The sequence below is a fragment of the Massilia scottii genome (assembly GCF_030846495.1).
In the GTDB taxonomy this organism is placed as follows: Bacteria; Pseudomonadota; Gammaproteobacteria; order Burkholderiales; family Burkholderiaceae_D; genus Telluria_A; species Telluria_A violaceinigra.
Genome location: NZ_JAVCWM010000007.1, coordinates 106,205 through 122,630, shown reverse-complemented (window position 1 = coordinate 122,630; position 16,426 = coordinate 106,205). Strand labels below are relative to the sequence as shown.

General features: G+C 62.3%; 8 protein-coding genes. 2 read left to right on the top strand and 6 right to left on the bottom strand.

Annotated elements, in window-relative coordinates:
* The first annotated feature begins 56 nt into the window (after nucleotides 1-56).
* The gene (locus RBA41_RS11770; protein ID WP_306623988.1) at nucleotides 57-2,774 is read left to right on the top strand and encodes an alpha-1,6-glucosidase domain-containing protein; all 2,718 of its coding nucleotides are present in this window, start codon (nucleotides 57-59) and stop codon (nucleotides 2,772-2,774) included.
* Here the strand turns inward: RBA41_RS11770 and RBA41_RS11765 are convergent, their stop codons facing one another.
* The 4 genes from RBA41_RS11765 to RBA41_RS11750 all read right to left on the bottom strand — a co-directional run bounded on the left by RBA41_RS11765 (nucleotide 2,775) and on the right by RBA41_RS11750 (nucleotide 9,505).
* Complete coding sequence (locus tag RBA41_RS11765; protein ID WP_306623986.1) at nucleotides 2,775-4,628, bottom strand: glucokinase; 1,854 nt, start codon at nucleotides 4,626-4,628, stop codon at nucleotides 2,775-2,777. It lies immediately after the preceding gene.
* Between the two features lie 172 nt (nucleotides 4,629-4,800).
* Nucleotides 4,801-6,453, bottom strand: a complete 1,653-nt coding sequence (locus RBA41_RS11760) for an alpha-amylase family glycosyl hydrolase (protein WP_306623985.1) — start codon at nucleotides 6,451-6,453, stop codon at nucleotides 4,801-4,803.
* A 34-nt stretch (nucleotides 6,454-6,487) separates the two neighbouring features.
* Nucleotides 6,488-8,119, bottom strand: a complete 1,632-nt coding sequence (locus RBA41_RS11755) for an alpha-D-glucose phosphate-specific phosphoglucomutase (RefSeq protein ID WP_306623983.1) — start codon at nucleotides 8,117-8,119, stop codon at nucleotides 6,488-6,490.
* Nucleotides 8,120-8,176: 57 nt separating this feature from the next.
* Nucleotides 8,177-9,505: an MFS transporter gene (locus RBA41_RS11750; RefSeq protein WP_306623982.1), complete on the bottom strand. Its 1,329-nt coding sequence runs from the start codon at nucleotides 9,503-9,505 to the stop codon at nucleotides 8,177-8,179.
* Between the two features lie 153 nt (nucleotides 9,506-9,658).
* Between RBA41_RS11750 and RBA41_RS11745 the strand changes: the two genes are divergently transcribed.
* The gene (locus RBA41_RS11745) at nucleotides 9,659-10,936 is read left to right on the top strand and encodes an MFS transporter (protein ID WP_306623981.1); all 1,278 of its coding nucleotides are present in this window, start codon (nucleotides 9,659-9,661) and stop codon (nucleotides 10,934-10,936) included.
* Nucleotides 10,937-10,991: 55 nt separating this feature from the next.
* Here the strand turns inward: RBA41_RS11745 and RBA41_RS11740 are convergent, their stop codons facing one another.
* A complete protein-coding gene (locus RBA41_RS11740) occupies nucleotides 10,992-12,827 on the bottom strand; it encodes a DEAD/DEAH box helicase (RefSeq protein WP_306623979.1) in 1,836 nt (611 codons plus the stop codon).
* Nucleotides 12,828-13,078: 251 nt separating this feature from the next.
* Entirely contained in the window at nucleotides 13,079-15,811 is a 2,733-nt protein-coding gene (locus tag RBA41_RS11735; RefSeq protein WP_306623977.1) for a TonB-dependent receptor, read from the bottom strand.
* Between the last annotated feature and the right edge of the window lie 615 nt (nucleotides 15,812-16,426).

Below are 16,426 nucleotides of genomic sequence, written 5' to 3'. Positions count from 1 at the left end.
TAGCAAAGATAACCTGACTGTCCTGGCGCTTCTACAACCACGACACCGGACGCCAGATGACCTTCTCACTTTTCAGGGCCGCGGTTCTCGCCGGCGCGAGCGCATCGGCTTCGGCCGCGCAGATGGCGGCCGTGTGCGACAGCGACGCGTTTCAAACAATCGTGCAGCCGTCGCCCGGCAGCATCGATGCGCGCGCCGTGTGGCTGGACCGGCGCCTTGCGCAATGGCCCGGCGTGGAGAACGCGGGGCGATTCAAACTCTATCACTCGCCCGATGGCACCATCGCCGCGCCGACCGGCGGCACGGTCACCGGTGCATCAGGCGCGCTGTCGCTCGCTGCTTTCAGCGGCGCACTGGCGCCGGACATGGCGCAGCGCTTCAGGTACGTCGGCAAGGGCGTGATGCTGGCCGTGGCGGCATCCGATCTGGCGCGCCTGCCCGAATTGCACCGCCAGCAGCTGGTACTGGTGCAGGAAGACGCGGACGGAAAAGTGCGCACGGCGACAAGGCTGCAGGCGGCAGGGGCGCTCGACGATCTTTACGCGGCCGCGCAATCGGCGAGCGATCTCGGTGCCGTCCCTGCGCGCCGGGGCACCACTTTCAAGCTGTGGGCGCCGACTGCGCGGCAGGTATCCGTCTGCACCTATGACAGCGGCAGCGGGCGCGCGACAGCGATCGATACGATGCGGTTCGACCCCGCGACCGGCATCTGGAGCGCCACCCGACAAGGCGACCTGTCCGGCAAATACTACAAATACGCGGTCGACGTGGTGGCCGATGGCACGGGCCTGGTGCGCAACATGGTGACCGACCCGTATTCGGTCAGCCTGACCACCGACTCGAAACGCAGCTACATCGCCAACCTCGCCTCGCCGCGACTCAAGCCGGCCGGCTGGGACAAGTCGGCGCCACCGGCGACAGTCAGGGCGCAGACCGACATGGTCGTCTACGAGCTGCACGTACGCGATTTTTCGATCAACGACGCGACCGTGCCGGCGGCCATGCGCGGCAAGTACGCCGCCTTTTCCCGCACCGGCTCAAACGGCATGAAGCATCTGGCCGCCCTCGCCCGCGCCGGCATGACCGACGTGCACCTGCTGCCGGTGTACGACATCGCCACCATCCCGGAACGCGGCTGCGCGCAGCCGGCGCCCACCGGCGCGGCGGACGGCGAAGCGCAGCAGGCGCTGGTCAGGCGGACGGCGGCAACCGATTGCTTCAACTGGGGCTACGATCCGTATCACTTCAATGCGCCGGAAGGCAGCTACGCCAGCGATGCGGCTGACGGGGCCACACGCATCGTCGAATTGCGCGGCATGGTCATGAACCTGCACCGGGCCGGGCTGCGGGTCGGCATGGACGTGGTGTACAACCACACCTTTGCCTCCGGCCAGAAGGAAAAATCGGTCCTCGACCGCATTGTGCCCGGCTACTACCACCGACTGAACGCGGCCGGTGGCGTCGAACAGTCGACCTGCTGCGACAACACCGCGACCGAAAACCGCATGATGGCCAAACTCATGATCGACTCGGCCGCCTTGTGGGCGCGCGAGTACAAGATCGACTCGTTCCGTTTCGACCTGATGGGCCACCAGCCGCGCGCGGCGATGGAACAGTTGCAGGCGCGCGTGAACGCGGCGGCGGGCCGCCATGTTCAGCTGATCGGCGAAGGCTGGAACTTCGGCGAGGTGGCCGATGGCGCGCGCTTCGTGCAGGCGTCGCAATTGTCGCTGAACGGCAGCGGCATCGGCACCTTCAGCGACCGCGCGCGCGATCATGTACGCGGCGGCTCGGCGGCCGATGGCGGAGCGGACATGATCCGGCGCCAGGGCTACATCAACGGTCTGGTGTACGACCCGAATGCGCTGGCCGGCGAACGGGCGCCGGCGGACCTGATGCAGGCGGCCGACATGGTGCGCGTCGGGCTGGCCGGTTCGGTGCGCAGCTACGCCATGACGACCTGGAAGGACAGCACGTTGGCGTTGGAGGCCATCGACTACAACGGCCAGCCGGCCGGATACGCCAGCGAACCCGGAGAAACGGTCAACTACGTCGAAAATCACGACAACCAGACGCTGTACGACATGAACGTGTTCAAGCTGCCGCTGGCCACATCAGGCGCCGAGCGCGCCCGGGTGCAGGTACTGGGCGCGGCAATCAATGCGTTCAGCCAGGGCGTGGCCTACTTCCATGCCGGGATCGACACCTTGCGCTCGAAGTCGATGGACCGCAACAGCTTCAATTCCGGCGACTGGTTCAACCGCATCGACTGGACTTACCAGGACAATTACTTCGGCACCGGCGCACCGCCGGCCGACGACAACGCCAAAGACTACGCGCTGATCAAACCCTTGCTGGCCAATGCCGCGCTCAAGCCCGCGCCGGCCGATATTGCGTTTGCGCGCGACGCGTTTCGCGACCTGCTGAAAATCAGGGCCAGCTCCACGCTGTTCCGCATGCGCAGCGCGCGGGACATCGGGCAGCGCCTGCGCTTCTACAACACCGGGTCGAAGCAGGTTCCCACCGTGATCGCTGCGCACATCGACGGCACGAGCTACGCCGGCGCCGGTTTTGCGGGCGTGACGTACTTCATCAATGTGGACAAGGTGGCGCACACGCTCGATGTGGCCGGGATGCGTGGCAGGCGCCTGCGCCTGCATCCGGCACATACGGCACCTGCCGCAGCCGACCAGCGCGCCGCGGCAAGCACGTTCGACAGCGCGACAGGACGTTTTACCATCCCCGCGCGCACCGCCGTCGTGTTCGTGGAGTGATCAGATATCGAGGTGCGAGATGAGCGAGCGCTTTTTCTCGTGATCTGCCGGATCGTCGCCCTGCGCGCCGAGCGAAATGCCGACCGACAGAATATCGATCAGCAGCAGCTGCAGCACGCGCGAGATCATCGACAGGAAGCTGGTGCTGTCTTCGCTGTGATCGACCGCCAGGCAAATGGTCGCCCGTTTCGCCAGCGCCGATTTGCTGCTGGTAATCGCAATGACGTCGGCGCCGGTGGCGCGCGCCGCATCCACGGCCGCCAGCAGCTCGGGCAGCTGGCCCGAGGTGGAAATGGCGATCACCACGTCGCCCGGCTTGAGCAATTCTGCGGCCAGCGTGAACAGGTGCGAGTCGCCATACGACGAGGTGGGAATACGGAAGCGGAAGAACTTGTGCTGGCCGTCCAGCGCCACCACGCGTGAATTACCCATCGCGTAGAACTCGACCCGGTTGGCCTTGCGCAGCAGGGCGATGGCGCGGTCGATCGACACCACGTCGAGCTGGTCGCGGAATTTCAGTATCGCCGACACGGTATTGTCGATCACCTTGGCCGACAGGTCGTGCGTGCTGTCGGATACCCGCACCTGGCTGTGGCGCACGGGAATGGTGCCGGTCAGGCTGCTGGCGAACTTGAGCTTGAAGTCGGCAAGGCCCAGAAAGCCCAGCGAGCGGCAGAAACGGATCACGGTCGGCTGGCTGACGTCGGCCAGGCGCGCGATCTCGGCGATCGGCTCGCCCAGGACCTTGCGCGGGTGTTCCAGCACCAGGGTCGCGACGCGCTGTTCGGCCGGCGACAGTTCGTGCTGGAGATGCTGCACGCGCTCCATCAGCGTGTTGGCGCCGCTGCGCCCGCGCAGGTGTTCGGACAGGATGGTCGCCACACCGATGAAGGCCGGGTTGGGAATCATGATGACGTAAGTCGGGATCTGGCCGAGGTAGGACGTGAAGCGGCCCTTGGCCTCGAAGCGCGCGCGGAACGTCGATGTGGCGAACCACTCGCCCATGCGCGGCACGATGCCGCCGCCGATAAAGATGCCCCCGAAGGCGCCGAGCGTGACGGCCAGGTTGGCGGCCGCGCCACCAAGCATGCCGCAGAAGCAGTCGAGCACTTCGAGGCAGAGCGGGTCGTTGTCCTCCAGCGCGCCGGTGATGATCTCGGGCGAGGTGCGTGGGGTGGCCTGCACACCGTTGCGCTGGGCCAGCGCGCGGTAGATGATTTCCATGCCCGGGCCGGAGATCAGGCGCTCGTTCGAGACATGCGACCACTCGTTCCATGCATATTGCAGGATCGCGAATTCACGCTCGTCGGCCGGGGCGAAATTGACGTGGCCACCTTCGCTGCCGAGGGTGACGAAGCCGTCGACCGTCGGAATCATGCCGGAGACGCCAAGGCCGGTGCCCGGTCCGACGACGCCGATAACGGCATTCGTTGCCGGCGTTCCGCCGCCAACCTGCATCAGGTCCTCGCCCGACAGGCCGGGCAGCGACATCGCCAAAGCGGTGAAGTCGTTCACGATCAGCAGGGTATTGAGGCCCAGTTCGCGGCGTACTTCATCGGTCGAGAATTGCCAGTCGCGGTTGGTCATGCGGATCATGTCGCCGCTGATCGGGTTCGCGAGGGCGAAGGCAGCGTGATTGATGCGGATGCCGGCGTGATCGGCGAGATAGGTATGGAGCAGCGGGACGATACCCGAGAAGTCGTCGCACTTGAGCACACGCACCGAGCGCAGCACGCCGGGTGCGGTTTCGAGGGCAAAGCGCGCGTGGGTCGCGCCGATATCGGCCAACAGGCGCGGGCCATCGGCGTAGGCGGTACGGCTGTACTTTTGTTCTGAATCGTGTTCTTTGGTCATCGCGGTCGCTTGGGACAGTTCGGGCAGTTCGCGCGTAGCATACCCTATTGTATGAAATGTATGAAATGTATGAAATGCCAGCACCGTCGTTTCTGGCAGTGCCAGGAACGACGGTTTTGAGGCAATAGGTATTGAGGGCGGGAACGACGGTTTTTCGGTTAGCGCGAGTGGGTCAGTTCGCGATCAGCACAATCCCGTTCTTCGTTTGGAAATCGACCTTCCCGCCCGCCACCACGGCCTTCTTGCCCGAGTAGTAATCCGTCACCGACTCCCCATCCCTGAAAATCGGCCCCACCACAATCGGCGTCGACTTGTCGGTCGGCAGGTCGAGCGCCACCACGACCCGGTCCTTCTCGTACGTCCGCGCAAAAACGTACGGGGTCGTTTGCAGCTTGCGATGCTCGCCCGCGCCCACCGCCGGATGCGCCTGGCGGAAGCGGCCGATCAGGCCCCAGTGCTTGCGCACATCGGCAATACGGTAGCCGTCTCGCTGGGCGTTGCTGGCCAGTTCCTCCCAATTCATGAAGGAACGCAGCACCGCGTCGCCCTTCGCACCGTCGTGCGTGAGCAGGCGCGCGGTCTCGTCGCCGTAATAGATCTGCGCCGCGCCAGGCGAGAGCAGCAGCTTGACCGCCGAGTCGAAAGGACGCACACGCGTCGGATCGAACGGCGCCCCGTCGTCGTGCGAACTCAGATAGTTAATCACCGAATAACCGCGCAGCGGCCCGCCCAGCAGCGCTGCGTAGCGGCCGAACATGGCGTCGTAGCCGCCCTTGGCGTCCGCCGTCATGCTGAAATTGATCACGCTGTCGAAACCATTGTCGTAGAAGTCGACGAAGGTTTCGCCGCCCATGTCGAACTGGTGCGCGTGGCGCAGCGAGTAGTTGTAGACTTCCGCCGTCATATAGAATTTGCTGTCGCCCAGGCGCTTGGCCGGGTTCTCGCGCTTCCAGTCCTCGAACGCTTTGCTGGCGACTTTTTTCAGGTCCTTCCACACGCGCGGCTCGACGTGCTTGGCGGTGTCGGCCCGGAAGCCGTCGAAGCCATATTTACGCACCCAGTCCGCGTGCCATTTCATCAGATAGTAGCGCGGCGCGCGCGGGTAGCCGGTCTCCTTGAAAAAGGCATCGAGCGAGGCGACTTCACGATCGTAGCGCTTCTCTTCCTTCCACTTGGCCACCAGCGCCGGCGGCAGCGCGACGGGCCGGTCGACGTCGGTGCGGAAGTCCGGCAGGTTCTTCACCAGCGTGCAGTCGATGGTGGTGCGCGCATCCTTGAAGGCGCACACGGGTGCGGTGCGTACCCAATCCTTGGGCCACACCGGGTCCGATGCCGTGACCGGACCGGTGTGGTTCATCACCACGTCGAGCAGCACGCGGATGCCGTTGGCGTGCGCGGTGTCGACCAGTTCCTGCAGGTCCGCTTCGGTACCCAGGTTGGCGTCGATGCTGGTGAAGTCGCGCGCCCAGTAGCCATGAAAGCCGTAGGATTTGCCGGTGCCTTCATCGGTGCCGGCATGAATCTGCTCGACCGGCGGCGTGATCCAGATCGCATCGACGCCCAGCTCCTTGAAGTAGCCTTCCTTGATCTTCGCGGTCACGCCGGCCAGGTCGCCGCCCATGTAGCCGCGCAGCGGCGCGGCATCGGCCTTGCGTCCGTACGCCAGGTCGTTGGCCTTGTTGCCGTTGTTGAAGCGGTCCGTCAACAGGAAATACACAGTCGCGTTTTCCCACACAAACGGGGTGCGCGCCACCGGCGGGGCAGCGCTGACGTGGGCAGCGCCGAAAGTGAGCGCCAGTGAAACTGCAAGTGCGGAAAATTTCATGTATTCCCTGTTGGCTAATCGTTAAAGTGGATCGTCAGGTCGTGACCGTCGGCCGGTCGCGCCCCGTACGCTGGTGCAGGCCGGCGAGCCGGTCGGCGATGGTGGCCAGGCCGGCCAGCGCTTCCTGCGCCGGAATGTCGTGCATGGCCACGTCACGCTCGTAGCGTTCGAGGTAAAGACGGATGGTGGCGCCTTCGGTTCCGGTGCCGGACAGGCGGAACACGATGCGCGAGCCATCGGTCATCACGATGCGCACGCCCTGCTTGCTGGCGATGCTGCCGTCGACCGGATCCTTGTAAACAAAATCGTCGGCGAAATCAACAGTGTAGCCGTCGATGACCTGGCCGGCCAGTGCCGGCAGCTGCTCGCGCAGGTGCGTCACCAAGCCTTCCGCCGCGCTCGACTCGACCGCTTCGTAATCGTGGCGCGAGTAGTAATTACGGCCGAAACGCGCCCAGTGCTCGCGCACCAGCGTGTCGACGGATTTTCCGCTGGCCGCCAGCAGGTTAAGCCAGAACAGCACTGCCCACAAGCCATCCTTTTCGCGGATATGGTCCGAGCCGGTGCCGTAGCTCTCTTCGCCGCAGAGCGTCACCATGCCGGCATCCATCAGGTTGCCGAAGTACTTCCAGCCGGTCGGGGTTTCGTAGCACGGCACCTTGAGCGCTGCCGCCACCCGGTCCGGCGCGGTGGAAGTGGGCATGGAGCGGGCGATGCCCTTGATGCCGCCGCGGTAGCCCGGTGCCGCAGCCGCATTGGCGGCGATGATGGCCAGGCTGTCGGACGGTGTCACGGCGATGCCGCGCCCGACGATCATGTTGCGGTCGGCGTCGCCGTCCGATGCGGCGCCGAAATCCGGTGCGTCTGGCGCGGACATGAGCGCAATCAGCTCGGCCGCATTGACGGGATTCGGATCGGGATGGTGGCCGCCGAAGTCTTCCAGCGGTTCGCCGTTGATGACGGTGCCGCGCGGCGCTCCAAGCACGCCTTCGAGGATGGCGTGCGCATACGGGCCAGCGACGGCATGCATGCCGTCGAAACGCATTGTGAAGCCGCCTGCGAACAGCGACTTGATGGCGCCGAAGTCGAACAGGTCAGCCATCAGCGCCGCGTAGTCGGCCACCGGGTCGATGACTTCGACGTCCATCTGCTCGATGCGCGCGCCGCCGATGATATCGAGATCAAGGTCGGCGGCGTCGCTGATGCGGTATTCGCCCAGGACCTGGGTATGGCTGTAGATGGCGTCCGTGATTTTTTCAGGAGCCGGGCCGCCGTTGGCGATGTTGTACTTGATGCCGAAATCGCCATCGGGCCCGCCCGGATTGTGGCTGGCCGAGAGCACGATGCCGCCCGAGGCGGCGCGCTTCCTCACCACGCAGCTTAGCGCCGGGGTGGACAAAATGCCGCCCTGCCCCACCAGCACCCTGGCAAAGCCGTGTGCCGCCGCCATGCGCAGGATCACCTGGATCGCGTGGCGGTTGAAGTAGCGCCCGTCGCCGCCGAGAACCAGGGTCTGGCCGGCGCAGTCGCCGAGCGTGTTGAAGATGGACTGCACGAAGTTTTCAAGGTAAGCGGGTTGCTGGAACTCGCCTACCTTCTTGCGCAAGCCGGAAGTACCGGGGCGTTGTCCGGCAAACGGCGTGGTGGTTAGTGTGTGGATGGTCATTTTTACTCCTGTCTGTTAACAATAAGATACGACAGGTAGGAAAATTTCGACGCCGCGTTAGGCCTGCTCGCCTTTGTCAGCCACGAACACGGTCAGCAAGCCGCCGATGGCCATGCACGCACCGGCCAGCAGCAGGGTCGCCACCGGACGCCCGCCCAGCAGGGCCGCGCTGATCGGACCGAGAATCACACCGCCGATGATCTGCGGGATCACGACGAAGAAATTGAAGACGCCCATGTAGAAACCCATGCGCTCCGCCGGCAGCGCGCCCGCCAGGATGGCATACGGCACGGTGAGGATGCTGGCCCACGCGATGCCGACGCCAATCATCGGAATGAGCAGCATCTCTTTTTGCGTGATGAAGAAAATGCTGGCCAGGCTGATGCCGCCGATGACCAGGCAAGCCAGGTGCGTCATCTTGCGGTTGGTGCGGCGCGCGATGGCGGGCAGGATAAAGGCGGCAATGGCCGACACGCCGTTATACACGGCGAACATCACGCCGACCCAGTTGCCGGCGCTCTGGAATGCAGGCGACTGGGCGTCGAGCGTGCCGAAGACGTTTTCGGCCACGGCAGGAGTGGTGTTGACCCACATCGTAAACAGCGCCAGCCACGAAAAGAAGCTCACGCTCGCCAGTTGCACCATCGTGCGCGGCATGGTGGTGAAGCCACCCAGAATTTCGCGCAGTGCATGGAGCGTGCCCTTGCGCTTCTCTACATCGGCACGAAACGCCTTGATGTCTTCGGGCGGTGTTTCGCGGGTGGTGATGACGGTCCACGACACCGCACCCATGAAAGCCAGGCCGCCGACATAGAACGAGTAGCGCACCGTATCCGGAATGCCGCCGTTGACCGGCACATTGCTGACGTTGAACCACTCGGTAAACATGGTCGGCAACAGCGAGGCGATCACCGAGCCGCAGCCGATGAAGAAGGTCTGCATCGCAAAGCCCGACGTCTGCTGGGTCGGATGCAGCTTGTCGCCGACGAACGCGCGGAACGGCTCCATCGACACGTTGATCGACGCATCCATCATCCACAGCACGAACACCGCCATCCACAGCGACGTGGAGTTCGGCATCAGGAACATGGCCACGGTCGCCAGGAACGCGCCGAGGAAAAAGAATGGGCGGCGCCGGCCCCAGAACGGGTGCCAGGTATTGTCGCTCAGGTAGCCGATGATTGGCTGCACCAGCAGCCCGGTGACCGGGGCGGCAAGCCAGAACAGCGGCAGGTCGTCGGCGTTCGCGCCGAGGGTCGAGAAAATGCGGCTGGTGTTGGCGTTTTGCAGCGCAAATCCGAACTGGATGCCGAAGAAGCCGAAGCTCATGTTCCACAACTGCCAGAAACTCAGGCGTGGTTTGATTGGCGGGAATTGCATCTGCATCAGGAGTCTCCAGGCGTTTGGCTACGCATTATATTTGTAGGAAAATAACATGGCGATTTCTAAGTGTCAATCTAAACAGTTCCATAGTAAAATCGCCGCAACAAGACGAGCAAAATCGCGATTTTGTAGTCAAATAACAGACAAGATGGGGACATGATGCTGGACATGCAGAAGCGCCTGAATAACCTTTTTTACGCGACCCTGAGCCTGCCTTCCACGGCGATGGGATTTGCGCTCTGTATCCAGATTTCGGCCCTGAGCTGGATTTTGAGCACGCGCTTCAACCTCGAAATTCACGAAATCGGGATCGTGTGGGCGGCCGGGCCGCTGGCAGGCATCTTCGGCCAGGTGATCATCGGCTTGATCAGCGACGACGCCTGGTTCTGGGGCGGGCGGCGCCGGCCCTTCATCCTGATCGGCGGCACCCTGGCCGCGCTGATGGTGTTTCTGCTGCCGCGCATCGACGTGGTGGGCAAACTCCTGGGTATCGACGACATGGTCATCGTGGCGGTGATCATCGCGCTGACGCTCGACCTGTCGATCAATATCAGCTTCAACCCGACCCGCTCGATCATCGCCGACCTGACCCCGGAAGGCGAAGCGCGCACGCGCGGCTACACGTGGATGCAGACCGTGTCGGGCTTCTTCGGCGTGATGGCCTACGTGATCGGCGCGACCATGGGCAACGACGTACTCATTTCGGTCGGCGCCGGCATCGTGTTCGTGTTCTCGGTGGTGCCGATGTTCTTCATCAAGGAAGAACGCGAGCTGGTGAAAAAGAACGACGCCGCGGCGGCCACCAAAGCCGACTGGGGCCAGCTGTGGCGCATCTATATCGCGCACGGCTTCGCGTGGCTCGGCGTGCAGTCGATGTTCGTCTACACCTATGGCTTCATCCAGCAGCAGCTGGTGCCGGCAGGGCTGGAAACCAAGGTGGCGGACGCCATGAGCGGCCAGATCATCGCCTATGCCTTTGCGGTGCTCAATACGGTCGGCTTCCTGCTGCCGGCGCTGGTGCTGGCGCCCCTGGCGCGCAGGATCGGGCGCGTGCACACGCAGGCCGGCTGCATCGCCATCATGGCGGTCGGGTACTTTTTGATCGCGACCATGGCGCGCACGCCGATGATGCTGTACGCGCTGATGGCGGTGGTCGGCATCGGCTGGAGCGCCATTGTCAGCCTGCCGTTTGCGATCATGAGCGACAAGGTGGACAAGAGCCGCATGGGCTTTTTCATGGGCGTGTTCAACCTGTCGGTGGTGCTGCCGCAGCTGATGTCCACCGGCGTGGGCTTCGTACTGAAAAAGGCACCCGACCAGAGCACCTTGTACATCATCTGCGGCACCTCGCTGGCGATTTCGGCGGCCTTGTGGTGTTTGGTGAAGGATGAGGCGCCGGCCAGACAGGCCGCGGTGCCCGCGTCCGCACACTGACGTAAACGCAAAAATGGGCAGCCGAAGCTGCCCATCTTTTTACCCGCCTGCCGCTTTACTCCGGCTTGGCCAGCTTGCGCGCTTCCTTCTTGGCCTTGGTGGCCGCGTCGTACGGCTTCTTAGGTCCGAGCTTCTTCTCTTCAAAACGACGGTCGCCCGCTTTTTTCGGAGCTGCCTTCTTGACCGCCGGCGCTTCGCCATCACGCGTGATGTTCAGCTGCTGGCCCGCGACCCACACACCCTTGAGGTGATCGATCAGGTCCGCCGGCATGTCGACCGGCAGGTCGAGCGTGCTGTAGTCGTCGTAGATCTCGATGCGACCGATGAACTTGGACTCGATGTTCGCTTCATTGGCAATCGCGCCGACGATGTTGCCCGGCTTGACGCCGTGCGCGTGACCGACTTCGATACGGAAGGTGCCCATGCCCTCTTCCGACGGACGCGATACGCGCTCGCGCTTGAACGCTGGCGCATCGCCACGGTCGCTGCGCATTGGCGCGTCGGAACGCGGTGCGCGCGCGGCAGGGGCATTTTCCTGCCACGATGGCGCGCTCTTGGCGTCGCGGTTCGGCTTTTCCAGCAGCAGCGGAATGTCGCCGCGCGCCAGCTTGGCCAGGGCCGCTGCGATTTCGACGGCGGGCACGTTCTGCTCGCGCTCATATTCTTCGATCAGTGAACGGAATACATCGAGTCCGCCGGCAGCCAGCACTTCGGTGATCTGGTCCTTGAATTTGGCGATACGCACGTCGTTGACGGCTTTCACGGTCGGCAAGGTCAGCGGCGCGACTGGCTGGCGCGTGGCGCGTTCGATCGCTTTGAGCAAACCCTGCTCGCGCGGAGTGATGAACAAAATCGCTTCGCCGCTGCGCCCCGCGCGGCCGGTACGGCCGATGCGGTGGGTGTAGCTTTCCGGGTCCGACGGCACGTCGTAGTTGATGACGTGGCTGATGCGTTCCACGTCCAGGCCGCGCGCGGCGACGTCGGTGGCGACCAGGATGTCGATCTTGCCGTTCTTGAGCTGTTCGATGGTGCGTTCGCGCTGCGTTTGCTGCATGTCGCCGTTGATCGCCGTGGCCGCGAAGCCGCGCGCCTGCAGCTTGGTCGCCAGTTCTTCGGTACCGAGCTTGGTGCGCGCGAAGATGATCATGCCGTCGAACGGTTCCGCTTCCAGGATGCGGGTCAGCGCTTCGAGCTTCTGCATCCCGCTCACCATCCAGTAACGCTGGCGGATATTGTCGGCGGTGCCGGTCTTGGCGGCGACCGTGACTTCAGCCGGATCGCGCAGGTAAGTCTTGGCGATGCGCTTGATCGCGGACGGCATGGTGGCCGAGAACAGCGCGGTCTGGCGCGATTCAGGGGTTTTTTGCAGGATCTGTTCGACGTCGTCGATAAAGCCCATGCGCAGCATCTCGTCGGCTTCGTCGAGCACCAGCGTTTTGAGCTTGGACAGGTCGAGCGAACCTTTTTCCAGGTGGTCGATCACGCGGCCCGGGGTGCCGACGATCACGTGCACGCCGCGGCGCAAGGCCTGCAGCTGCGGACCGTAGCTCTGGCCGCCGTAGATCGGCAGGACGTGGAAATCTTTAATGTGCGTTGCGTACTTCTGGAATGCTTCGGCGACCTGGATCGCCAGTTCGCGGGTAGGAGCCAGCACCAGCGCCTGTGGCGACTGCTGCTTGATGTCGATGCGCGACAAAATCGGCAGCGCGAAGGCCGCGGTCTTGCCGGTTCCGGTCTGGGCCTGCCCCAGCACGTCGCGATTGGCCAGGAGCAGCGGGATGGTGGCAGCCTGGATCGGCGACGGCGTTTCGTAACCGACCTCTTTCATGACCTTCAGCACTTGGGCGCTCAGGTTGAGTTCGGAAAACAGTAGTACAGGGGTTTCAGACATAGGACACTCACAATTTGACTAGCTAGCCCGACGGGAAAGCATCCTGCAGTTTACTCTCTTGTAGTCCAGAATGCGATTTTTTGTAACGGAGTTGCGTGCAAGTGGGGTGTAATTGAGGCTATTCGTGCAATCTAATCGTCGTTAACGCGCTCCCCGCCCTGCTCGCGCCATCCCCAAAATGACACAACCCCGCCACACTCGCATGCGCCGGGGTTGTTTTCAGCGCCGGGATCACCCCGGCAGGCCACTCATCAGAACTTGTAGTTCGCGCCCATCAGGAAGGTGCGGCCATACTTCTGGTATTCCAGCGGCTTGTTGCGGTCGCCAGCGTAGGTTTCATACGCGGTATCGCCAACGTTATTAACCTGCAACACCAATCCCAGGCCCTTGAAGCTACCTTCGGTGAAGTTGTAACCGACCTGGAAATCAACCACATCTTCGCCAACCACATAGCGCAAGCTGCGCTCATTGGCAAAGTTGCCGATTTCACCAACGAAATCGGAACGCTTGCGCTGGCTGACGCGGGTCTCGAAACCATTCTTTTCATAGTACAACGTCAGATTGGTCACGCGCTTCGACAGGCCCGGCAGCGGAATGTTCTTGCCGATATTGCTGTCCGGATCTTCAATCGCGATCGAGCTCTTGCTGTGGGTCGCACTGGCCGAGACGCCGAAACCATCCAGCACCGGCGTAAGCAGGCTCAGCGGCAGGGATGCCGACAGTTCCAGGCCCTTCAACTTGCCGCCATTGCCGTTATATGGCGCCTTGTAGTTACCAACCGCGGTAATCGCGTTGGTGCCAGGAATATATTTCGAGAAATCGTAATCCTTGGTCTGCGTAAAGATGTACGTATCGAGCTTTTTGTGGAAAGCCGCGACCGCGAAGTACGCCTTGTTGCCGAAATACTTTTCGTACGACAGATCGAGTGCCTTGGCGCGCCATGGATCGAGGCGCGCGTTGCCGCCGTTGGCACTCGGCTTGAAGTCCGTGGTGCCAACGTTAAAATCGAGCGCGGAACGCAGCTGGTCGATACGCGGACGGGCCAGTTGCTTGGCGGCCGCAAAACGAACGGTCTGCTGGTTGCCCAGGCCAAACGCCAGATTCAGGCTCGGCAGGTAATCCGTGTAGGTCATGCCATCCTTGACGGGCTTGACCTGGCTGCCGACAGCGGCGGTGCCATCAAAATAGTTGGCCTTGGACGACTGCTCGGTATGCTGCACCTGCACGCCCACATTGCCCTTGACGGTGACCGAACCGATTTCGCTGTCGATATTGGCCTTGACGAAGCTGGTCGTGATTTTTTCGTTCACTTCCCACGCCTTCGAAATCAGGAATGACTCGGTCGAGCTCGGGTTGAAGTTCATGTATTGGCTGACAACGCCAGGCACATTCCACGAAGGAATCATGCCGGTGCCGGCAAAGCCGAGGTCGACCTGACCGTATAACAGCTCGTTCGGAACCGGGCCCGGCGCGCCGCGCAGGGTGATCGCGCCTTCCGGCTGAATCTTGCTCTTGGTGCGGTCGGCGTAGTTAACACCCACGTCCAGGCCCGAGAAGTAGCTTTGCAGCATGGTCGGCATCGGCAGCGAGGCGACCAGCTTGAAGCCCTTGAGTTCATCTTCGATCTGCGGGGTCTTGCCGTAGCCCGAACCGTAAATGGTGTTGCGCACGTACAGGTTCTTGGGGTCGCTGTAGTTCAGGCGGCCGCCAATTTGCGAAAAACCGCCGGTGGCGAATTTCAGGTTGACCGTGTCGAGGAATGGATCGCCGGCAGCATTGCTCAGTTGCAGGTTGTTTTCCAGGCTCACTTCATCGCGGTTCGCCTTCGAGTAGCTGACGTCGGCAAACACGGACCAGCCATCGAAGCGCAGGGTGTTACCCCAGCCGACCGCCTTGATTTCATCCTTGCGATTGTTGTACATGCCGCGCACCAGCGGATACACGCCGCTGGCCGAGCCGCCCGTCAGCACGCCGTTCGAGGTGGTTGCGGGCGTGTACATCAGGCCCGGCTCGAAGCCGCCGTTGTAGTTACTCAGGTTCACTTCGAACTGATTGGCCGTCTCTTCACGCTTGAATTTCGATGCGTACACATCGATCATGCTGGTCCAGGTCTTGTTGGGACGATATTGCAGGACACCCATGACGCCATCGCGCTTGTTGGTACCGCTGCGCGCGACCGACTTCAAACCATCCATCAAGGAGGTACCGGCAGGCACGCCAGGACGCGAGTCGGTTTTCCACGGCTCGTACAGGCCGGTTTCGTTGGACAAGACCGGCGACGCCAGGTGCGCGTAACCGATCGCAATACCGATCGTGCGGTCGGCGAACTGGTCGATGTAGCTGACGCTGAAACGGTTACCGGTGTCTTTCGCATTGGCGATGCCGCCGAGCGAGTTTTTCTCGCCGCGCACATTCATCGCGATCGTGCGCTTGCCGAACGACAGCGGCCGCACGGTTTGCATGTCGATGGTGCCGGACAGGCCCTGGCCGACGAGGCCGGCGTCCGGAGTCTTATAAATGGTCACGCCGCTGAGCAGCTCGGATGGATACTGGTCGAATTCGACGCTGCGGTTGTCGCCCGTGCTGACCTGTTCGCGGCCATTGAGCAAGGTGGTCGAAAAGTCCGGCGACAGGCCGCGTACGCTGATGACCTGGGCACGGCCGCCGACGCGCTGCGCCGCCAGGCCGGGGAGGCGGGCGATCGATTCAGCAATACTAACGTCCGGTAACTTGCCGATATCTTCCGCCGAGATAGCCTCGACGATGGAAGACGAATCCTTTTTCACCGAAATCGCATCCTCGATACCGCGGCGAATGCCCGACACCTTGACCGTTGTGATCGGCTGATCGCTCGCTTGCGGCGCAGCGGACGCTTGCGCATAAACGTTGCCCGACATGGCGGACACGAACAGCGCGCAGCCGGCAGCGACCGGGCTCAATGGGAATGCGGCACTCTTGGTACGGGTATTGGCGAAAAATTTCATTCTGTCCCCTCATCTCATCATTACTACACAATTCCCGTATCTTCAGCATGGCGGCGACTGCACGGGTTCCAAAGGCAACGTTCTAGGACGCTCTGAGCCGATTCTGTACTAAAACTAGATGCACTGTCAACGTGAGTTGCGTACGACTACGGAAAAGTGCGGATTTTGCATCTGCTACCGGTTTCGAAGGGGCAGCTCGTTGTATTTCGGCTACAGAACATGCCAAAGGCACCTGTAGTCCGACTACATCAACAGGATTTTTCCTTGCTTTGGACGTTTTTCGCTCCAAGCCAGTGCAATCTTTCTTTTTGGAAATTTATCATTACTACATTTTTGTAGCAAATCTCGTAGTAAAAAACCACACCGTGCATGACAACGCCGTCGCAGCCGTCAAAAAATGCCGGGCTGCCCGCCCTGCGGACGATCTCTGCGGTGCAGTAAATAGAGTATTGACACGCCATGTAGCTAAACTAGCACTCACAAAGCCGGCTGATCGCTGCCCGGCCATGGCGTTTGATAGCCATCCTCTTCTGTAGTATGCTTTATCGATAACAAGACCATGTAGCCATACTACGCGACTGCACAGACAGTCATCCCTGACGCATTGGAGACCGC

Coding starts and splice junctions, on each gene's coding strand:
- RBA41_RS11770 (WP_306623988.1), top strand. CDS start 57: ATGACCTTCTCACTTTTCAGGGCCGCGGTTCTCGCCGGCGCGAGCGCA.
- RBA41_RS11765 (WP_306623986.1), bottom strand. CDS start 4,628: ATGACCAAAGAACACGATTCAGAACAAAAGTACAGCCGTACCGCCTAC.
- RBA41_RS11760 (WP_306623985.1), bottom strand. CDS start 6,453: ATGAAATTTTCCGCACTTGCAGTTTCACTGGCGCTCACTTTCGGCGCT.
- RBA41_RS11755 (WP_306623983.1), bottom strand. CDS start 8,119: ATGACCATCCACACACTAACCACCACGCCGTTTGCCGGACAACGCCCC.
- RBA41_RS11750 (WP_306623982.1), bottom strand. CDS start 9,505: ATGCAGATGCAATTCCCGCCAATCAAACCACGCCTGAGTTTCTGGCAG.
- RBA41_RS11745 (WP_306623981.1), top strand. CDS start 9,659: ATGATGCTGGACATGCAGAAGCGCCTGAATAACCTTTTTTACGCGACC.
- RBA41_RS11740 (WP_306623979.1), bottom strand. CDS start 12,827: ATGTCTGAAACCCCTGTACTACTGTTTTCCGAACTCAACCTGAGCGCC.
- RBA41_RS11735 (WP_306623977.1), bottom strand. CDS start 15,811: ATGAAATTTTTCGCCAATACCCGTACCAAGAGTGCCGCATTCCCATTG.